The sequence below is a fragment of the Rheinheimera sp. F8 genome (genome assembly GCF_001518915.1).
This window is the reverse complement of the sequence record NZ_CP013656.1, coordinates 1,871,274-1,892,072: the sequence shown is the minus strand read 5'-3', so window position 1 is coordinate 1,892,072 and position 20,799 is coordinate 1,871,274. Positions and strand designations below refer to the sequence as shown.

Here is a 20,799-nt window from a genome sequence, read left to right as displayed (position 1 = left end):
ATTGAGGGGAATAACATCGATAATCTAATCAATTAATGAGGTGAATAGCAAATCTATTCACCTCAGCAGATGCAATTGAAGATATGCAGGTAACGGGTGATAGCGCGCCAGATTCAGCTGTACTAACAGCAACAGGGCGTTCCACATATTGGCAAAGATTTCTTCACTGCTATGCTGCAGCGCAGCGAAATGTTGCTTCTCCCCCCTGCCGCCGGCCGCATTGTCCCCGAGTTCAACATGGAGCAAATTCGCGAATTGATCCATGCGCCATTTCGGCTGATCTACCTCAGGCAGGCCAACGAGGTTTTACTCATTCGGGTCTGGCGCAGTGAAAGACAGCTGGCATTACCGGATAGCGAAATATAAACAAGCCCCAAAAAATATATGAAGCAAATAAGGCTTTTTTCATGCGGTGGGTAAGGTGGCGTGCTTAAACAACTGTCGGCCAGTCCGGGAGCTGCTTGCAGCATCAAATTTGCGGCATATGGCTATCGGCGAAATAGCTTCAGTACATTCAGTTGCAGCCAAAAACGGAACAAGATATAAACATGCATCAGCTAGGAGCACATTGATGAAAACCCCAAAAACCGTTAAAAGCCTGGAAGACTTTGGCCGTATACAGCTCTCCCCTTCATTTTTTATGCGAGATTTTTTGTATTCAGAGATCTCTCAAATCGAAGGCATCCCTAATATGCCGGATTATCCAGATGTTGCAATCGCGGCCGGACGTGAATTATGCCAGCGTCTGTTAGAACCATTACAAACCAAGTTTGGTCGCATCAGTATTCGCTCGGCATATCGCTCGCCAGCAGTGAATGCCAAAGGGGCGGAGAATAACAACCAGTACAACTGCTCGCGGAATGAAGCCAATTATGCGGGTCATATATGGGACTATCGTGATGCCGATGGTTGCATGGGCGCAACTGCCTGCATCGTCGTGAATTCATTTGTGCCTTATTACGAGCGTACCGGCCAGTGGCAGGCTTTGGCCTGGTGGATCCACGACCATCTGCCAGATTATTCCCACATGTGTTTTTACTCCAAACTTGCTGCCTTTAACCTGTCATGGCATGAAAAACCGCAAAAAATCATTAAAAGCTATATTGGCGACAGCAAAGGCACCTTAACCAAACCGGGCATGGCAAATTTTAGTGGCGATCACAGTGCTGAATATCAGGCATGGTTAGATGAAATTGGAGCGGAGCTTTGAGGCTTGCAAGGTCATATAGATTCAACCAACAACAGCATAGTAAGCAAGCCATACACCCAGTAAAGTAGCGTGATGATTTCAACTAATCCGTCTCAAACAGGATGTTGTGATGAGCCTTTACCACGACAAAGCAGAAGAATTTGTCTACCAATATGAATCGGTCAACGCAGAAGAAGTGCATCAGCAGTGGTTAGCATTGCTGAATAACATCAAGCCCGGTAAGGCCCTTGATGTTGGTGCGGGTTCTGGTCGGGATGCACGGTTTCTGACTAGCCGGGGTTTTGCTGTTACTGCAGTTGAACCTGCAGATGCGTTGCGTGTTCTGGCCGAAAAACTCTCGCAACAACTACCCATTCAATGGTTGTCGGATTTGTTACCGGACTTACCCAAAGTGCAGGCGCTACAGCAACAGTTTGATTTAGTGTTACTTTCTGCCGTCTGGATGCATCTGTCGTCTGACGAACGGCAGCAGACTCTGCCAATGTTATGCAGTTTATTAGCGCACGACGGCTTGCTGGTCCTGACACTGCGCCACGGCAGTTTTAATGACGGCCGTCTAAGTTATCCGGTAACAAGTGCTGAAATTCTCGCGCTGGTACAACAGCATCAGCTGCTACTGACACCAGTCCTTGTCAGTGATTTAGTCAGCGATACCCTTGGCCGCAGCGATGTGGCATGGCAGACTGTGGTTCTGAAAAAGGGATAAATAGGTCAATCACGGATGAGTCTCGAATTTTACCTGCAGAAGTTTCAGGATCTGAACACACTCCGGCAAAACGGCCACAGCAAACCACATAAAGTCTGTATGTTGCTGGCAGTGATGGATTTAATCAGTATCGGGGCTATCCATCAGAACAAAATTGAATTCAATGACGCCTTAAAGCATTGCTTCAGCAGCCATTTTCAGCGGTTACGGGCAGGGACTGATGCCGACACACCGGAAAACCCATTCTTCCATTTACGCTCCGACGGCTTTTGGCATCTGCATTATCAACCCGGTATTGATGCCAGCACGGTCGACCGCTTCAGTAAAAGTAAAATCGCTTATGCCAGCCTCGACGCTGAACTCTTTGAATTTTTCAAAAGCAGTATTATTTGCAGCGACCTGCGTTTAGCGCTGACGATGAATCTGACACGTTTGCCGGAGCTTTATCAGCGCTGGGCGCAAAGTCTGGGTAAATCGGAAAAAACCGTCAGCAATTATCTGAATGCGGTGCAAGGCAATTTGAGCAAAATGGCCAAAGCGCATGGACTGGCCGATCGCAATCTGACAGACCTTGCCTCATTCCATCAATATCAGCGCACCACTACGCCATTACGTGAACTGGCGGAGTTTAAAGCTCAGGATGAACGTGGCAAAAAGATGTACAGCAGTGCGTTAAAAAGTTATGGCGAGTTTTTGGCAGACTTAGGTCAGGTGGACGTCGCCGCAGATGTGGACGAGATCATGGCGTCCCCAGGTTTGTCGCCTACTGAAAAAACTGTGTTGGTCAACACCCGATTAGGACAGGGTCTTTTCCGTGAAAACCTGATCCAACAGTGGCAAGGCTGCGCTGTGACTGGTTATCCAATGCCGGCCATGCTGGTCGCTTCACATATCAAACCCTGGCGCGCCGCCAACAATTTAGAGCGTCTGGATCCGAATAACGGTTTATTACTGCTGGCCAATCTCGACAAGGCTTTTGATAAAGGCTTTATCAGCTTCGCTCAGAGTGGCGACATCATGTTGTCCCCGTTGCTGGAGCAACCTGATGTGTTGGGCATCCACTCTAATATGCGGTTAAAACTGCGGGAAGCCCACCAGCCCTATCTGGCTTATCACCATCAACATATTTTCGTGCAGTAGATGCCCACCAGATAAAGTACGGCTTACTCCTCTTCGACAATTTACTCACATCAAAAGCAGAATAACCCAACAATTCCCCTCACCAACCTCACTCGCCCTCCTCCACCACCAACGGTGTCCACAGCTGTTTCCAGCGTTCGGTTTTGGTGTCTGCTGCTAATAATCTGGGTTGCACTGTCACCGCTTCAGCAAACGGGCTTCCCGGCTTCAGCAGAGAAGCGTTAACGGCGCCGACGCAGATCTCTGCTTCGCGGTAGCAGACGGCGACGATGGTTTGGCATTGGCTGCAGGCGAGGAATTCGGCTTGTGCTGAACCTTGCCGGAGCCGCTGCAGCGGCCTGGAGCTGTGGATCTGCAGTTGGCCTTTGGCGTCGGATAAATACTGCAGGTTGCGGCTGGTGCAGAAGTCGCAGTCGCAGCGGCGTGGCGCGTAGGCTGATGCTGGCTGTGGCAGCTGAATTTCAACGGTTACCGCTCCACATAAACAGCTGCCACATAAACAGTTGCCGCCAGGGCTGGTACCGGTCGTTGTTTGCATCTGAATACCCTGATTTGCCGATTGTCATGCCTCAGATTAACGGAACGCTCCGGGCTTGCACAGTCGGCCAACTTGTCTGCTATTTTTCAATAAACCAGCGGGCCTGCCACGGCGAGATATGCGGCCTGTCCTTGTCCCTGCTTTGTCTCATTTCAGAGGCATAATGAAAGAGATCCTGTTGGCCTTGTGTTTACTTCACGCTCATTCCAGTGCTGCGGCAGACGCCTTTGACGAAGCGCGTGCGGCGGCGCTGACCCGCCCTGCGGAGACCATCGCCTTATTTGAAGCGCAGCTGCCGGTACTGAGCGATACGCCGGCCTGGTATCAGCGCGACTGGCTGGTCTTAAGTGCGCGGGCCTACACCCGGTTGCAGCGTTTTGGCGAAGCTGAGCATAACCTGCGCCGGGCTGATGCGTTGTTAAATGCAGGACTGAGTAAAACCGATTTGTTACTGGCCGCCGGTTTCGTCAATTTTATGCAGCAGAAGTATCCGGCAGCATTTTATTGGTATCAATGCAGCGCCCACTTTGATTTACCGCCGGTGGAACAGGCGCGGGTTGACATGAGCCTCGGCCAAATCAGCTACATTCAGGGCGATTTTGCCAAAGCCACGACCTATTTCGAGCAAAGCCTTGCGGCCGCAACTCTGTACAAACAGCCGGCGCTGGTGGCTTTGCTGCAAAACAATCTCGGCCTGGTGTTGTGGCGTCAGCAGCAGTACCAGCCGGCCCTGAAGCAGTTACGCCAGGCAATGTATGGTTATACCCAGTTGCAGGAACGCTATTCCCTGCAGATGGCGTCGCTGAATTTACTGACAGTGGTGGTGTCGCAGCAGGACTGGCCGGCGTTTGACCGCTATGCCCGCAGTATCAGCAGCACTATCGATAAAAAAGCGCCGGCCGAATTACAGCACTACCTGGCGCTGCTGCAGGCCTTGCGTAAGACTACGCGGCCTGTACTACCGGCAGATCTGCGACAGCTGCAGCAACTGGCGGCGCCTTTGCGTATTCCGGGGCTGGTGCAAAACGCGGCGCTGCTGTTACAGCAAGCCGGTGCCGGCAGCGGCATCACGCCGGCACCAGCACTCAACCCGCAGCAGGATTTACGCCTGCCGCAACTCGAGCAGCAATGCGGGCCTTATGTCAGTACCAGCCACTAAACCCCGGCAATGCCGCTGCAGTTCAGCAGTTAACGGGCCGCCAGCTGGCTCATCACCTGTGCCGGATTGCTGAAATCAGTGATTTCCTGCAGCACTTTGCCATTGGCGACCTTTAACAATACCGGAATTTGCCGCACGTTAAAGTGTTGAAATAACACACCATGGTGGTCAATCTGAAACGGCACCTGCATCTTGTACAGTGTATTAAATTCGGCCAAGGCTTTGTCGTCAGTCCACAGGTGATTAACGACGCCGGTCCAGCGCACTTTGGGAAACTTAGCCGCCAGCGCGTTTAATTGCTGTTGCGCCTGCTGGCACTGCGCCGACATCACAGGCCGCGACTCTTTTAAATACCAGTCGCACCAGGTGGCGCTGATAAACAGATAATGCTCGCCGGTTAAAAAAGGCTGCAGCCGTTGTTGTTGTGCTGCGGCGCTCAGGGTTTCGCTGGACGCCGGCGGCAACTGCTGACCTTGCGCTAACCGCGCGAGAAAGCCATCCAGCGCCTGGTCCGACTCATGAGTACTGTAAACCTGCTCGCCGGCGGTATTTAGCAGCACTGAAAACGGTGTGCCGACTAAACCCAGCTGCACCGCCAGCTTGCCTTCAACATCGCGCCACACCGGCATAGTCAGGCCAAACTTGTTGACCACCTGCCGGATATCCTCAGGCGCTTCGTTGATATCGATATTCACTGCGACAAAATTCACCTTGTCGCCAAACTGTTGATACAGCTTCTGAAAATGCGGCATTTGCTGCATACAGGGCTGGCACCAGGTTGCCCACATTTTGATGTAAACCGGCTTGCTGGCATCTAAGCTAGTCAGGTTGCTCACCTTGTCGCCCGGAAACGCCTGCAGCGGTACGGTGCGATACGCCGGAACTTCGCGATAAGCCGGTTCTGCGGCGCTGGCTAAACCCGACAGGCTCATGAGCAGCAGGGCAAACAGGGCAAACAGGGCCCGACCGGCGGTGGTGGTGAAGATCTTGGTTTGCTGCATGAAAGATTCCTCAGGTTAAAAATCCGGCTGAAAGTGAAAGCCCACAGCGATGCGGTTCCAGCTGTTGATGATAGTGATCATCACGGTTAAATCCAGAATTTGCGCGTCGCTGTATTCTGCCGCAACCGCAGCAAAATCAGCATCTGACACGCCGTGTTGCGCCACCAGCGTTAGCGCTTCGGTCCAGCGCAGCGCGGCCTGTTCGGCCGGTGTGAACACCCCACCCACTTCGCGCCAGGCCGGCAATACATCCAGCCGTTGCTGCAACTCGCCGTCTTTGCGTGCTTCACCGGCATGCATATGCTGGCAAAAAGCACAGCCGTTGAGTTGCGATGCGCGCAGTTTAATCAGGTGAATCAAGCTGTGCGGCAAGCCGGACGCTTCAGTCGCTTTGGCCAAAGCCATCATATGTTGCAGCAGTGCCGGCTGCATTTTGTAAACCTGAGTCCGGCTGATACGTTCTGACATAAACACCTCCATTGGTTGAGGTGCTCAGTCTATAAATCTGCTAACGCCCGGCCTTGGAGATTTGCGACATCTTGCGTTTTTTATACTGGCCCGGCGTCTGGCCGGTCAGGCGATAAAAATGCAGATGCAGATGGGCCTGATCGTAAAAGCCGGCCTGCTGCGCCACGCTGGCAAGCTCGGCAGCCGGGTTCTGGCTGAGGATAAACCGCGCCAACCGCACCTTCAGCATCAGCTGTAATTGTGCCGGTGACAAACCGGTTTCCAGCTTAAAGCGTCGTTCATACTGACGCCGGCTTTTCGGTAACTGCTGATATAAGTGCTGTAAATCCGCCGCCGGCTGCTGTAGCAGCTGCAGACTATGCAGTACAAGCTGTTGGCCAGAGATGATGGCTTCGGCCAAGCCCAGTAACCAGCATTCAATGGCATTCAGCTGCGCTGCGACGTCGCTTTGGTCAGCTAACAGGTCCAGCAACTGAGTTAGCCCCGCTATATTGGCCAGTTGCAGGTCAAGCTGCGGCGCCGTGAGTTCGGCCGGACTGATGCCAAGCAGCTGGAAAGCACCGGTCGGCTGAAAGCGCACACTGAGCAACTGCTGACCTGCGCGGAACTGACTGTGCGTCAGCTTTGGCGCATACTGCAGCCAGGCTTGGGGCAGCTGGCCGGCGGTAAATTCAATAGTCAGATTGCTGCCGCCGTCCGGATACAGCGCATGGCTTGGTACCTCGCCACTGTCCGCCGGTATGCGCAACGACCAGTACAACTGCACCCAGGGCTGCAACTGAGTGCAAGCGGCGCGCTGCTGAAAACCCGGCAACGATTGCTGCAGTTGCGGTTGTAAAACTGTTTGGATTTGCTGGGTGGACGCGGTCATCGGGTGTTGTTTTGTGGCAGTGATAAACGCAGCTTATGCGGCATTAAGCGGCGGAGCAAGCGGGTGCAGACGGCCAGTTCGTACGGTGGCGCTCGCGCTTACCGTACCTTGTATGTTGAACCTTAATGAATTGATAATAAAACCAGTTTACCGGGGAGGCTGTCCGTACCTTGAGGCTGTTTATTCTGACCTCGTTCGTAGAGTAGCCCCCCGCCTCATTGCTCAACTCGAAGAGTATCCGGAAGCCTTGTATTACAAGGACTTCGCATCACAAGGTCGAGCCGGGCATCAAGTGCGAGGTCGGGGAGCCGGTGACTATTCTGGCCTATTTGATGTTCAAAGGGGAAGCATATGAGTGGTTTTGTTGGGATTGACGTTGCTGCGAAGACTGTTGATTTGGTAGTCAGAGATGATGACAAAACCAGTAAGTCCGAACAGTTCAGCCAAACACCTGATGGCCATGCTGCTGTGGTGCGCAAGCTACAAAAGCTAGCCCCTGAACTCATCGTGATGGAAGCAACCGGGATTTATTATCTCGACCTTGCGGTGGCGTTAGCGAAGGCAAATTTGCCCGTGGCAGTGATTAATCCCAAGAGTTTTCATCACTTTGCAGCGCTTAAGCTTAATGGCAACAAAACAGATGCGGTCGATGCTGCACTACTGGCAGAGTTCGCGCAGTGCATGAGACCGCGCTTATGGACGCTGCCTCAAGATGAACTGCTTGGACTTCGCGATATTGGCCGGCAGCTCAACCGGTTAACAGGCAGTCGCACTCAGGCAAAGAATCGTTTGCATGCGTTGATGTCCAAAGGGATGACGTTGCCAATGCTGATTGAAGACGAGCAGGAAGGCATTGAGCAACTGGAACGACGCATCAAACGTCTGACTCAGGCAGCTTTGACACTGATTGTCAGTAATGAAATCTTAGCTGCACACTTTGACCGACTGACGGCCGCCAAAGGCATTGGCGAGACCAGTGCCATCGCGATATTGGCGGAGTTGTGCGTATTGCCATCGACGATGAAAGCCCCGCAGGTCAGTCGTTATGCGGGACTGGACGTACGCAAAACCGAATCTGGTAGCAGCGTCAACAAACCCGGGCGCCTGAGCAAAGCGGGTAATGCCTATCTGCGTGCAGCTCTGTACATGCCAGCAATGAGCGCAGTTCGTCATGATGTCAGAGCCAGAGCGTTTTATGAGGCGTTAACCGGGCGTGGCAAAAAGAAAATCCAGGCACAATGCGCCGTAATGCGGAAATATCTGGTTGGCATCTGGGCCTGCATGCAGACCCAGACTACCTTCGACTCAAGTTTGTTGTTCAGCGAAAAGCACCTGAACCATTGACCGGAAACAGAGTATCTACCAGAGCAAAAATCCGTAGGTACGGCAAGCGCCAGCGTCGCCGTACATAACCCATGCGGCGTACATTGGTGAAAACATGTCGTTCACCCCCGCCGTTCTTCGCCGCTGTAGAGCCGGTAACCGTTGCGACCTTGTTGTTTCACCTGATACATGGCGCTGTCGGCTTTTTCCAGCAGTTCGGCCAGTTCCTGACCGTGGCGTGGGTGCAGGCTGACGCCGATGCTGGCGCCGAGTTCATAGCTGTGGCCGTCAATCTCCACCGGTTGCTGCAGTTGCTTCAGCAGTTTGGCGGCGATTTCCTGCACGTATTGCTCCTGTTCGATTTGGGTGGCGATCACAACAAATTCGTCGCCGCCGATGCGGGCGCAAATGTCGGTGCTGCGCAGGCTGGCTTTGAGCCGGCGCGCCACTTCCTGCAGCACTAAATCCCCGGTTTTGTGGCCGGCGCTGTCGTTAATCGGTTTGAAGTTATCGAGGTCGATATAAAACACCGCTAAGGCCTGATGTGGCCGGTTCGCCAGCTGCAGTGCCTGACCAAACAATACGTCGACATATCTTTTATTGCTAAGGCCGGTTAAAGGGTCCTGATAAGCCAGCTCCAGCGCTTTGGCTTCGGATTCGGTCAGCCGGCGGCAAAACAGTACTATGACAGTGCTCAGGATCAGCAGGTATTGCACCATAGCCAATACAGTGCCAAACACAAAACCTTGCTGGCGCCAGTCCGGCAATAACCACAGATACAAGGGCACTATCAACAGCCAGTGCAGTGCCAGCAGAGCCGCGATGCTGACGATGCCGGATTTCAGCCAGTGCGGCAGCCGGATGCGGCAGCGGTAGACCGCCAGTGCCAATAACAACAGCGCCAGCATATTAAAAACTGCGAGGCCTGAATCATAGATAACCCGGGGTAACCCAAGATGGCCATAAGCGAAGATCCAGCCAAGCAATAAAGCGACAGCGCTGTAAAGCCAGCGGTCAGTGATCATCCCACCGCCCGGCAGCAACACCGCACCAAAAAACCGGAAAGCGCCGAGTAATAACAACAACTTTTCCAGCGCGATAAACACGCCATACCAGAGCAAACCAGAGGCGGCGTCGGTTTCGGTTGGCAGCAATAACATGGCAAGGCGGGCACAGCAGGCGGCGAGCGCGGCGAAGGCCCAACAGGTGATGCCGGGGTTGGTGCGCGGCACCAGCCGGGCGCATAAAAACAGCAGAAACAACATGAAATACACGGTGCTGCCGACTGCATGCATGATTGGATACAGCATAAATCGCCCCTGCCTTCTTCAAATGAGACCGGATAAAACGCGATTTGATAACACAGCTGGTGGAATCAGATTTGGCTTTTCACTGGCTGCAGGGTCAAAGCAGCCGGTAGCGGAAAAGCGTTACACAGCATGATTGGGGACAGCGAAACTTGTCAAGCGGACTTGTGTCGGCTACAGCGCATCATGAAAAAACGCAATGCGCTGTACTAATGCGCTGTACCACGAAAAAAAGGCGCTGAGCGCCGATTAGGCCTGCCGGCGTTTTTGCAAAAACAACTTATCCAGCGTCAGAAACACCACAGGCGTGGTCAGTAACGTCAGGATCTGGCTAAAGGCCAGCCCACCGACAATCGCCACCCCAAGCGGCACCCGGAGTTCAGAACCGGTGCCAAAGCCAAGCAGCAGCGGCACTGCGCCGAGAATCGCGGCGAGCGTCGTCATCATGATAGGGCGAAACCGCACCAGACAGGCCTGGTGAATGGCATCACGTGCGCTTAAGCCCTGTTCGCGCTGCGCCTGCAGGGCAAAGTCGACCATCAGAATGCCGTTTTTCTTCACGATACCGATGAGCAGAATGATGCCAATCAGCGCCATGATGGAGAAATCTAAGCCCCATAACCACAGCAGCCCGATAGCGCCAATCGCCGCTGAAGGCAAGGTCGACAAAATCGTCAGCGGATGGACAAAACTCTCATACAACACACCGAGGATGATATAAACCGCCAGCAATGCAGTCAGGATCAGCAGCGGCTGACTGGCGAGTGAATCCTGAAACGCCTGCGCAGCACCTAAGAAAGTACCGAGCACCGCCGCTGGCATATTCAGCTCAGCGCGCGCCTGTTCCAGCGCTTTCACCGCATCGCCAAGCGCCACGCCGGCCGCCAGGTTAAAGGAGATATTCGCCGCCGGCTGCATACCGTGGTGGGCAATCACCACAGGGCCACTTTGTGCCGGCAACACTTTGGCAAAGCTCAGTAGCGGCACCATGTCGCCGGTCAGCGGCGAGCGCAGGTAGAAATAATTCAGGCTGTCGGCGCGGCCACGTTGTTCGGGGCTTACTTCCAGAATCACATTGTATTGGTTGGTTTCGGTCTGATATTCGCTGATTTGGCGCTGGCCAAAAGCGTCATACAAAGCCTGGTCCAGATCAGCGGCGGTAAAACCCAAGCGCGCTGCTGCCTGGCGGTCCAGTTCCAGCCGGATGATATTAGCGTCCCACTGCAGGTCATTGGATAAATCGGTGAACAGCGGGTTTTGCCGAAGTTTTGCCGTGAGCTGATTGGTCCAGCTCGCCAGTTCGTCGCTATCCAGCGCTTTTAACACATACTGATACTGCGCCCGGCCCTGGTTGGCGCCTAAGTTAATATCCTGCGAGGCGCGTAAAAACACCTGCAGCCCAGGGATTTGCGCAAACTGCGGCCGCAAGCGGTCGATGATTTCACTGGCGCTGGCGTCGCGGTCATCCGGGTCGCTCAGCACTATCCAGATCCGTCCTGCCCCGGTCGAATTATTGCCGCCGACCGCATGGTTAAAGCCAGTGATGTCCGGGTCTTTACGCAGGATATCTTCCAGCTGCTTGTGTTTGGCCACCATGTCTTCATAGGAAATATCCGACGCGGCCTGGGTAGAACCGATGACAAAACCAGTGTCCTGCAGCGGGAAAAACCCTTTTGGGATAGCGATAAAGCTTGCCACACTGCCGGCCAGCGTCAGGCCAAACACGCAAAGCATCACACGCTGATGCGCTAAAGCCCAGGTCAGCACCCGGTCATAACGCTGCACCAGCCGGTCGAACAAGCCGGGATTGTTGGCATCATGATGCGGCGCTTTATCCATAAAAATCGACGCCAGCGTCGGGGCTAAGGTCAGACACACCACTACTGAAATCAAAATAGCCGCGGCGGCGGTTAACGAGAATTCCAGAAACAGCCGGCCGATAATACCACCCATAAACAGCAGCGGAATAAAAGCGGCAATCAGCGACACTGAAATCGAAATCACGGTAAAACCAATCTCTTGCGCGCCTTTCAGTGCCGCTTCGGTTTTACTGAGACCAAGTTCGAGATAACAGTGGATATTCTCAATGACGACAATGGCATCATCAACGATAAAGCCGACCGCGATCACTATCGCCACCAGGGTTAAGTTGTTGATACTAAAGCCCGCCAGATACATAAAAGCGCAGGTGGCGATCAGGGATACCAGCAGCACAGCCGTGACTATTAAGGTCGCCGACCACTGCTTTAAAAACGCCGCCATCACCGCGATCACCAGCACCACGGCAATCGCCAGTGTCAGTTCTACCTCGGCCAGCGAGGCGCGGATGGTGCGGGTGCGGTCGTTAAACACTTCCACTTTGATGTCGGCCGGTAACGCCGACATCAGCTGCGGCAGTGCCGCCTGAATGGCATCGGCGGTCGCGACTATATTGGCGCCGGGCTGACGGCGGATGATCAGCGCCACACCCGATTCACCATTCGGCCAAATTTGCACAAAATCATTTTCTGCACCGGCCACCACGTTGGCGACATCCCGCAAATACACCGGATTGCCATTGTCATATTTGACGATGAGCTGGCCATATTCGTCGGCACTGAAAATCTGGTCGTTGACCGCCAGCGTCGACACCCGGTTCGCACCAAACAGCGCGCCTTTGGGCTGATTCACACTGGCTTTTTGCACCACGGCTCGGATATCGGCCAACGTTAAGTTATTCGCCGCCAGCACTTCCGGCCGCGCCTGAATACGAATGGCCGGCTTTTGCTGACCACCAATAAATACCTCGCCGACGCCATAAATCTGGCTGAGCTGACGCGCCAGCACGGTTTCCGCCAAATCACTGATTTGGCTGCGTGACAGCGTTTCCGAGGTCACGCCGATGATGAGGATCGGGCTGTCCGACGGATTGGCTTTGCGCCAGGTTGGCTGATTCGGCATATCCGGCAAACGGCCGGCGGCCTGATTCAGCGCTGCCTGCACTTCCTGCGCGGCGGCGTCGATGTCTTTTTCCAGCACAAACTGCAACGTGATATTGACCGAACCGAGCGCGCTGCTGGAGGTCATTTCGGTAATGCCGGGCACGACACTGAGCGCGACTTCTAACGGTGTGGCGACTGCTGAGGCCATCGTTTCCGCACTGGCACCGGGTAATCGCGCGCTGACTTCAATGGTCGGGAATTCGGCTTCCGGCAAAGGCGCAATCGACAGGCGCGGAAAGGCCAGAATGCCCATCAGCACCAAAGCACAGGTCAGCAGAACGGTGCCGATCGGGTGATGCATACACCAGGCAAAAATACTGCGGCTATTCATGCTGCATGCTCCGCCGCGGCTTGTTTCGCGTCTTTTTTCGCTTTGTTTGCTTGTGCTTGCTCGGCCGCGGTTTTAATCACCACGGTCGCGCCCGGCCGTAACCGGCTCTGGCCATCGACGACCACTTGCTGGCCGGCACTGACACCGCTGACGACGACCACAGTCTCGGTGCTTTCCAGCACCTGCACCGGCTGCACTTTGGCTTTGTCGCCGTCGACAAACCAGACAAAAGCGCCTTGTGGCCCTTGTTGCAGCGCTTTGACCGGAATGGTCAGCGCCTGAGTTAATAATCTACTGCGAAGCGCCACCACCACAGTCTGCGCCGGCCATAAGGCCTGCGCCGGATTGGCAAAATCAGCTTTGACACGGATAGTACCGCTGCCGGCACTGACTTTGTTGTCGACGACGGTCAAAGTGCCGCTGGCCAGTTTGTCGCCACCATCACGCACGAAGGCTTCGACCGGCACCGCCTGCTGCTGGCGCACCTGCTGCATCAGCTGTTGTAACTGCGGTAACTGCGCTTGAGGTAAAGCCATTTCGACGCTGATCGGGTCGAGCTGCACCACGGAAAATAAGCCCTGCGTATCAGACGGACGCACATAGTTGCCGGCATCGACATTGCGGATGCCGACCTGGCCGGCAATAGGGGCATGAATTTGCGTGAACGACAGCTGCACTTGCTGCGCATTGATTTGTGCTTCGACGCTTTGCAGCTCGGCTTGTAGCTGTTGCACTGTGGCCTGCTGCTGGTCTTTTTGCTGAGCCGAAATGGCCTGGCTCTGGCTTAAATTCTGATAACGTTTTAAATCGCGTTTGGCCACATTCAGTTTGGCTTCTGCCACTGCGCGCTGCGCCTGGGCCTGCGCCAGCGCGGCTTTAATGGCGCGGTCATCCAGCGTGGCCAGTAACTGACCGGCTGTGACCATATCACCTTCGCGCACCAGTACCTGCTGCAATAAACCATCGACCTGCGGCCGGATCTCCACGCTTTGTTGTGGCTTCACCTGACCGATACCGCGCAGCCAGACCGGCACGTCTTGCGCAGTCACCACAGCCACCACCACCGGAACCCCCGCTTGCATTCTCGCCGCTTGTGGTTTTTCCTGCGCAGTTGCATTGCTGAAAACAGCGAGCAGACCGAGGGTGGCCAATAAGACCTGTGATAATTGCATGGATGTACTCCCGAAAAGTTGCGGCGCGGCGGACAGCTGCTCAATGATGCCGTTATTCTGCCCAAGCAAAACGCAGGAAAGATCGGTCGCGATCAACAGATGCGGCCAAGCCCCGGCGAAAGGCGATTAATGCGTGGTGATATCACTGAAATTAACAGGAATTACCGGCAAGTAACAGCGCAGAGCGGAGTGAGCACCATGGCAATGCGCCGCAATTGCCGCCTGCGCCGCTTGCCCTTACACTGTCACTTCATGCTGATTTCAGGAACTCATTGTGCTTCGAATGCCCCGTCCGGCACTGCTGCTGTGTTATCTGCTGTTGCTGTTGTTGACGGCAGCGGCCTGCCAGCACTGGATTTATCAGGATTTACGCGCCCAGGCGGTCAGTCAGAGTCACAATCTGGCGGCCTTTCTGCGCCATAGTATTGGCCGCCACGCCAATCTGCCGGCCCAGCTGGGCCAAAGCCCGCTACTGCAACAGTGGTTAGCGCAGCAGGATATTCCGGCGCTGAACCATTATCTGGCGGAGCTGCAGCAAAGCGCCGGCGTCGCCGATCTGTATCTGGTCAGCACCGCCGGCATAGTACTGGCCAGCAGCAACAGTGCCGAAGCCGCTTCTTATGTCGGCCGTGATTTTGGCTTTCGGCCTTATGTGCTGGCCGCGCTGCAGCGCCAGCCAGGGTTTTATTATGCGCTCGGTCATACCAGCGGCATGCGTGGTGTTTATTACAGTGCGCCGATGCTGCAGGATGCGGCGAACCCGGCCAGCCCGGTGCTGGCCGTGCTGGTGGCAAAAGTAGATTTAGAACCACTGGAGCTGCAACAACAACAAATCGCCGGTCTGGCCGGCAGCCATTTTATTGTTACCGGCCAAAGCAATGAGATTTTCCTGTCCGACGTGCCAGCCTGGCGTTTGACCAAGCTCGATAATCAGCCGCTGAGTGCCACCGAACAACAACGTTATCTGACGAAAAACATCACCGCACTGCAACACAGCCAGCGCCGCGCAATACTGACGCCTTGGCAGCAGCTATGGCGAATGCCGTTGGCCGGCGATCAACGTAATTTCCTCGCCCAGTCGCAGGACCTGACCGAATTTGGCTGGCAGCTAACGGTGCTGACGCCGGCTACAGACGCCTATCAGCAACTGAGCACCGCTTTGCTGCTGACGACCTTGCTGTTTGTTATTTTGTTGCTCGGTTGGCGCCTGCAGCGCGAACGGCAAAAACGGGCGGCACAGCTGGAACAACATGCGCGGCAGCTGGAGCAGCGTGTCATCGCCCGCACCGCCGATCTGGCCGCCAGTAACCAACAACTGGTAGCGCAGATCCGCCAGCGCGAACAAACCGAAACCGCGCTGGCGCAAACCGAACAGGAACTGGTGCAGGCCGCGAAACTCGCCACCATCGGCAGTTTGTCTGCGTCGCTGAATCATGAGCTGAATCAGCCACTGACCGCGCTGTCGAGCTACAGCCAGACCACTGCCAAAATGCTGGATAAAGCCATGTACAGCGAAGCGCGGCAAAACCTGCAGGCGATGCAGCAGCTGATCGCCAGGCTCAGTAATATCGTCGCGCAGTTTAAAGATTTCAGCCGCAAAAGCGCCGGCAAAAACCAACCGGTGGATATCAACAAACTGGTCCTGGATGCGGTCGGTCTGGTACACCATCAGTGCCAGCGCCAGGGTGTCAAAGTGCGGCTGCAGCTACCGGAAGTGCCGCCGCAGGTACTGGGCGACCCAATCCAGCTGGAACAGGTGCTGGTTAACTTACTGACCAACGCGCTGCAGGCGATGCAACAACAAACCGATGCTGCGCTGGCTGTGGCGGTCAAAACACAGGAAACGCAGGTGCAGATCCTATTAAAAGATCAGGGCCCTGGCATTGAACCGCATCACCTAGAACGAATTTTTGAAGCCTTTTTCACCACCAAACAACGCGACGGCCTGGGGCTTGGCTTGTCGATTTCGCAGCGCATTATCCAGTCGTTTGCCGGTAAACTGGAGGTGCGCAATCACCCGCAGGGCGGCGCTGAGTTTTGTGTTACTTTGCCGCTATTACCGATGGAAACCTGCTGATGCCACTCTCTGTCACTGAATCTATGCCGCAGATCCTGTTTATCGATGATGAAGCCGAGATCCGCACTGTGGTTGAACAGCTGTTCCGCCTCGAAGGGCTGCGTTGCAGCAGCACGGCCAATCCGGGCGCGCTGCTAAAACAACTCGGGACTGAAGGCTATGGTCAGGACTTTCCCGGCATAGTCATCACCGATATCCATATGCCGGCGATGCATGGGCTGGAATTGATGCAGGCTATTCACGCCATCGATGCCGAAATTCCGGTGGTGGTGCTGACCGGTTATGGCGCCGTGTCACTCGCGGTCAAAGCGCTGCAACAAGGCGCTTATGATTTTCTGGAAAAACCCTTTGATAACACCCATTTGCTCGAAGTGGCGCAGCGCGCACTGGAAAAACGCGCGCTGGTGCTGGAAAACCGCCAGCTGAAAGCCTCAGTCGCACGGGCGCAGCAACCGGGTATGAGGATCCTCGGCCAAAGTCCGGCCATGGTGCAGCTGCGCAGCGTGCTGGATGCCGTACTGGACGCGCCAGCCGATGTGCTGATTTTTGGCGAAACCGGCTGTGGCAAAGAGTTGGTTGCGCGTTATCTGCATGAACAAAGCAGCCGGCGCGAGCATAACTTTGTTGCGATCAACTGCGGCGCCATTCCGGAACAGTTGATTGAAAGCGAACTGTTTGGTACCGACGCCGGCGCTTATACCGGCGCGGAGAAAAAACGCGCCGGCAAATTTGAATTCGCCAATGGCGGCACGCTGTTTCTCGATGAAATTGAAAGTACGCCGCTGTCGTTGCAGGTCAAACTGCTGCGGGTACTGGAAGAACGCCGCGTCACCCGGCTGGGCTCGAACCAGCCGGTCGCGCTGGACCTGCGCATTATTGCCGCCACTAAAACCGACTTAAAACAACTGGCCGCCAGCGGGGCTTTTCGCGCCGATTTGTATTACCGCTTAAGTCTGGTCGAAGTCAGCCTGCCGCCTTTACGCGAACGGCGCGACGACCTGATGTTGCTGTTCAGTCATTTTGCCCTGGTCGCGGCGGCACGGTTTCACAAAGAATATCAGCCACTGACGCCTTCTCAGGTGCAGCAATTACAACAACATGACTGGCCCGGCAACGTGCGCGAATTACGCAATATGGCCGAGCGTTATGTGCTGCTTGGCCCGGCCGTCTGTTTTGGTAAAACCGACACCCTGAACGATGGCATCAGCAGCCTGATGTCGCTGCAGCAACGGGTCGAAGCTTACGAAAAAAGCTTGATTGAAGAAGCGCTGAACCAGCACCACGGCTCGATCAAAGACGTGATGCAGGAACTCGGCCTCGCCCGCAAAACCCTGTACGACAAAATGGCCAGGTATCAGCTGACCCGAAGGGATTTTTTGGAGTAATTTCGATGCTGGATTCTGCTGGATTCATTTTTATCTTCACCGATAGACCGTCTAGCAAAGAGTTCACTCTTGTCTTTGAACTGGCGTTCGGCTGTTTCGCCCTTTGGGCGAGTTACTTTTTATCGCGATAAAAAGTAACCAAAAAGCGCTCGCCCGGTTCCACTCGAAAGCCCGTCTGAAAAATCGCCGTCCAAGGCGAAAACGTAACTCGCTGGGCGCTACCGTCGCCCAGCTCAGACACTCGTTTTCTTAAAACCTTGGCCAACGATTTTCAGCCGGCTCGCTCCAACGGGCAGCCTGCTGCAGCATCAAGATTTGTTTTTAATTCACTCGAGTCAAAAGCAGTAACATCTCAGAAAACCAATTCCCCGTTGGAGCGAGCCGATGCAAATCAGCGGTTTGAGGTTTTAAGACGGCGGGTGTCTGAGCAGGCTGACGGTAGCAGCCTGCGAGTTACGCCGGCGCCTCAAACTGTTGATTTTCATCGGGCTTTCGAGCGTAACCGGGGTCGGTTTTTCTTTGGTTACTTTCTTTTGCTGAAACAAAAGAAAGTGACTCACCGTTAGGTGAACTCTTTGCTAAGCGGTCTCAACGCAAAAGACAAAGTTATGATGCCCGCCACCGGCGGAAAAAGTGACAAATGCTAGATCAACCTGTGTGAAAATCCACACAAAACCAAACACCACTAATATCAACAACATTATAACCAATTAATAAATAAGGATATATTCACGATGAAAGTTCTGGCCCAGCCTTTGCCTAAGTCAAAACGACAGGGAGATTTCCTCCGCTAACTTAAAAAGAGAACAAGATGAAACAAGCAACAGGCCGGCTGTTTTCCAGCCTCTACTTTCAGGTGCTGCTCGCCATCACCATTGGTATCACGCTCGGACACTTTTATCCGGACACCGGCACGGCGATGCAGCCGCTCGGTACCGCGTTTATCAAACTGATTAAGATGATTATCGCGCCGATCATTTTCTGTACCGTGGTGATTGGTATCGCCGGCATGGAAGATATGAAGCGGGTTGGCAAAACTGGTGGTTATGCTTTGTTGTATTTTGAAGTAGTCTCGACCGTGGCGCTGGTGATTGGTCTGGTGGTGATTAACCTGGTGCAGCCAGGCACTGGCATGCATATCGACCCGGCCAGCCTCGATCAGCAATCGATCAGCAAATACACCGCCCCCGGCCAGATGCAGACAGTGACCGATTTCTTGCTGAATATCATTCCAACCAGCGTGTTTGACGCCTTTGCCCGCGGTGACATGTTGCAGGTGCTGTTCTTCTCTATCCTGTTTGGTTTTGCGCTGCAGCGCCTCGGCGGCCGGCAGAATATCCTGTTCACTTATATCGAAAAAAGCTCGGAACTGCTATTTGCCATCGTGCATATGCTGATGAAAGTCGCGCCAATTGGTGCTTTTGGTGCCATGGCCTTTACCATCGGTAAATACGGCATCGGCACACTGTGGTCGCTGGCGGGCCTGATGGCCACTTTCTACGCGACTTGTCTGCTGTTTATTTTTATCGTGTTAGGGGCTATTGCGCGCTACCACGGCTTTTCTATCACCAAATTTATTCGTTATATCCGCGAAGAGCTGCTGATTGTGCTCGGCACTTCATCGAGTGAATCGGTGCTGCCACGGATGATGACCAAACTGGAAAAACTCGGTGCGACTAAATCAACGGTCGGCCTGGTGATCCCAACCGGTTATTCGTTTAACTTAGACGGCACGGCGATTTACCTGACGATGGCTGCAGTATTTATCGCCCAGGCCACTGATACACCGATGGATCTAACTCAGCAGCTGACCTTGCTGGCCGTGTTGCTGGTCACCTCCAAAGGCTCGGCGGGCGTGACCGGCAGCGGCTTTATCGTGCTGGCCGCCACGCTGGCGTCTGTGGGTTCTGTGCCGGTGGCCGGCATTGCGTTAATTCTGGGCATCGACCGCTTTATGTCTGAGGCGCGCGCTTTGACCAATCTGATTGGCAATGGCGTGGCAACGTTAGTCGTCGCCAAATGGTGTGGTGAACTCAATAGTGAGACGCTCGACCGTGAATTGGCGCAGGGCCCGGCGGCGCCTGCAACCCCGGTGATGGTCAGCAGTACAGAGGCGCAAAATGCATAAAGTTTTATTCACGACTGTTGCTGGCTTGGTTGCAGTGGCAGCGCCGCTGCAGGCCAAGGATTTTAATTGGGATTTTTACGGCAAACTCGACATACAGGCGCTTTATGCCGACGCCAATCTGCTGCGATACGCCGACGAAGGCTGGCAAATCGAAGCGCCGTTCAGCCGGCTAGGATTCAAAGCTGATCAGGCTTTAACTGACGACTTAAAGCTGATTGTTGTCTACGAATGGCAGGTCAATGGCCTGGACGACAGTAATAAAGGCCATCGGTTTGGCAGCCGTAATACTTATTTTGGTATCGCCAGTAACAGCTATGGCGAACTGACTTTTGGTAAAAACGACTCTAAGTTTAAAAAGTCCGAAGGCAAAATCGACTTATTTAACGAGACCTTAGCTGATATGGCGCAGCTGACGCCCGGTCAGGACCGGTTGGAAAATATCGTCAGTTACCAAAGCCCAAAACTGGGGTTATGGCAATGGAGCGCGACTTATCAGACCGGTGCCAGTGACGAAACTGCTGGTGGTTATGACTGGAGCCTCAGTTACGGTGACGCCGCTTTTAAGCAAGCGCCTTATTATCTTGCTTATGCCCGCGCCAACGAACTGAATAACATCAGTGCAGACCGCCTGCTGGCACATGCGCTGCTGCATGAATCGACGCTTGGCACTTTGTCCGGCGGCCTGATGTGGCAGCATAGTGAGCATCAGACTAAACCGCTAAAAGGCAATGCCTGGCTGGCAGAACTGCAGCTAAAGCGCGATGCGCTGGCGTACAAGCTGCAGTATATGCAGGACCACAGCCGTACCCGGCATGCGGAAGAGGGCTACAGCTGGTCGGTGGGTGCGGACTACAGCCTTCGCAAAGACCTGACTGCTTATCTGCTTGGCACCCAACTGGAGCTAGAAACCCAGCACGACAGCGCCGCCGCTGTCGGCATCAAGTGGGTGTTTTAACAAGTCTACCAGGCGCGGCAACCCTGCTGCGCCTGCTTTATACCGGC

At 54.3% G+C, this 20,799-nt stretch carries 17 protein-coding genes; 9 read left to right on the top strand and 8 right to left on the bottom strand.

Annotation, left to right across the window (positions count from 1 at the left end):
* Positions 1-57 precede the first annotated feature (57 nt).
* A complete protein-coding gene (locus ATY27_RS08505) occupies positions 58-264 on the bottom strand; it encodes a hypothetical protein (RefSeq protein ID WP_208933545.1) in 207 nt (68 codons plus the stop codon).
* Between the two features lie 220 nt (positions 265-484).
* Between ATY27_RS08505 and ATY27_RS08495 the strand changes: the two genes are divergently transcribed.
* The 3 genes from ATY27_RS08495 (at position 485) to ATY27_RS08485 (ending at position 3,056) form a co-directional block, all read left to right on the top strand.
* Positions 485-1,210, top strand: a complete 726-nt coding sequence (locus tag ATY27_RS08495) for a hypothetical protein (protein ID WP_208932904.1) — start codon at positions 485-487, stop codon at positions 1,208-1,210.
* A 109-nt stretch (positions 1,211-1,319) separates the two neighbouring features.
* Positions 1,320-1,916: a methyltransferase domain-containing protein gene (locus ATY27_RS08490; RefSeq protein ID WP_208932906.1), complete on the top strand. Its 597-nt coding sequence runs from the start codon at positions 1,320-1,322 to the stop codon at positions 1,914-1,916.
* Positions 1,917-1,931: 15 nt separating this feature from the next.
* The gene (locus ATY27_RS08485) at positions 1,932-3,056 is read left to right on the top strand and encodes an HNH endonuclease (RefSeq protein WP_208932908.1); all 1,125 of its coding nucleotides are present in this window, start codon (positions 1,932-1,934) and stop codon (positions 3,054-3,056) included.
* An 88-nt stretch (positions 3,057-3,144) separates the two neighbouring features.
* Here the strand turns inward: ATY27_RS08485 and ATY27_RS08480 are convergent, their stop codons facing one another.
* Positions 3,145-3,594 carry a hypothetical protein gene (locus ATY27_RS08480; RefSeq protein WP_208932910.1) on the bottom strand — a complete coding sequence of 150 codons (450 nt, stop codon included), beginning with the start codon at positions 3,592-3,594 and terminating at the stop codon, positions 3,145-3,147.
* Between the two features lie 163 nt (positions 3,595-3,757).
* Between ATY27_RS08480 and ATY27_RS08475 the strand changes: the two genes are divergently transcribed.
* Positions 3,758-4,753: a tetratricopeptide repeat protein gene (locus ATY27_RS08475; RefSeq protein WP_208932911.1), complete on the top strand. Its 996-nt coding sequence runs from the start codon at positions 3,758-3,760 to the stop codon at positions 4,751-4,753.
* 29 nt (positions 4,754-4,782) lie between these two features.
* Here the strand turns inward: ATY27_RS08475 and ATY27_RS08470 are convergent, their stop codons facing one another.
* From ATY27_RS08470 to ATY27_RS08460, 3 genes are read right to left on the bottom strand one after another with little or no spacing between them, the layout of a single operon-like run.
* Positions 4,783-5,754 carry a TlpA disulfide reductase family protein gene (locus ATY27_RS08470; protein ID WP_208932918.1) on the bottom strand — a complete coding sequence of 324 codons (972 nt, stop codon included), beginning with the start codon at positions 5,752-5,754 and terminating at the stop codon, positions 4,783-4,785.
* 15 nt (positions 5,755-5,769) lie between these two features.
* Positions 5,770-6,222, bottom strand: coding sequence for a carboxymuconolactone decarboxylase family protein (locus ATY27_RS08465; protein ID WP_208932921.1), 453 nt, complete (start codon positions 6,220-6,222; stop codon positions 5,770-5,772).
* Positions 6,223-6,262: 40 nt separating this feature from the next.
* Positions 6,263-7,093, bottom strand: coding sequence for a helix-turn-helix domain-containing protein (locus ATY27_RS08460; RefSeq protein WP_208932923.1), 831 nt, complete (start codon positions 7,091-7,093; stop codon positions 6,263-6,265).
* A 351-nt stretch (positions 7,094-7,444) separates the two neighbouring features.
* Between ATY27_RS08460 and ATY27_RS08455 the strand changes: the two genes are divergently transcribed.
* Positions 7,445-8,437, top strand: a complete 993-nt coding sequence (locus ATY27_RS08455; RefSeq protein ID WP_208932112.1) for an IS110 family transposase — start codon at positions 7,445-7,447, stop codon at positions 8,435-8,437.
* Between the two features lie 101 nt (positions 8,438-8,538).
* Here ATY27_RS08455 and ATY27_RS08450 read toward each other — a convergent pair whose 3' ends face one another.
* The 3 genes from ATY27_RS08450 to ATY27_RS08440 all read right to left on the bottom strand — a co-directional run bounded on the left by ATY27_RS08450 (position 8,539) and on the right by ATY27_RS08440 (position 14,207).
* A complete protein-coding gene (locus ATY27_RS08450; RefSeq protein WP_208933166.1) occupies positions 8,539-9,726 on the bottom strand; it encodes a GGDEF domain-containing protein in 1,188 nt (395 codons plus the stop codon).
* Between the two features lie 246 nt (positions 9,727-9,972).
* Positions 9,973-13,035 carry an efflux RND transporter permease subunit gene (locus ATY27_RS08445; protein WP_208933165.1) on the bottom strand — a complete coding sequence of 1,021 codons (3,063 nt, stop codon included), beginning with the start codon at positions 13,033-13,035 and terminating at the stop codon, positions 9,973-9,975.
* A complete protein-coding gene (locus tag ATY27_RS08440) occupies positions 13,032-14,207 on the bottom strand; it encodes an efflux RND transporter periplasmic adaptor subunit (protein WP_208933164.1) in 1,176 nt (391 codons plus the stop codon). Before ATY27_RS08440 ends, ATY27_RS08445 begins: the two co-directional genes overlap by 4 nt.
* Before the next feature lie 283 nt (positions 14,208-14,490).
* On the opposite strand from ATY27_RS08440, the gene ATY27_RS08435 reads away from it, so the two are divergent.
* From ATY27_RS08435 to ATY27_RS08420, 4 genes are all read left to right on the top strand, one after another.
* Positions 14,491-16,284 (top strand): ATP-binding protein, encoded by a 1,794-nt coding sequence (locus ATY27_RS08435; protein WP_244151443.1) that lies wholly within the window; start codon positions 14,491-14,493, stop codon positions 16,282-16,284.
* Positions 16,284-17,669 carry a sigma-54 dependent transcriptional regulator gene (locus ATY27_RS08430; protein ID WP_208933162.1) on the top strand — a complete coding sequence of 462 codons (1,386 nt, stop codon included), beginning with the start codon at positions 16,284-16,286 and terminating at the stop codon, positions 17,667-17,669. The genes ATY27_RS08435 and ATY27_RS08430 overlap by 1 nt, the downstream gene beginning before the upstream one ends.
* Before the next feature lie 811 nt (positions 17,670-18,480).
* On the top strand, positions 18,481-19,797 hold the full coding sequence (locus tag ATY27_RS08425) for a dicarboxylate/amino acid:cation symporter (protein ID WP_208933161.1): 1,317 nt from the start codon (positions 18,481-18,483) through the stop codon (positions 19,795-19,797).
* Positions 19,790-20,752, top strand: a complete 963-nt coding sequence (locus ATY27_RS08420; RefSeq protein WP_208933160.1) for a porin — start codon at positions 19,790-19,792, stop codon at positions 20,750-20,752. Before ATY27_RS08425 ends, ATY27_RS08420 begins: the two co-directional genes overlap by 8 nt.
* Positions 20,753-20,799: the final 47 nt, after the last annotated feature.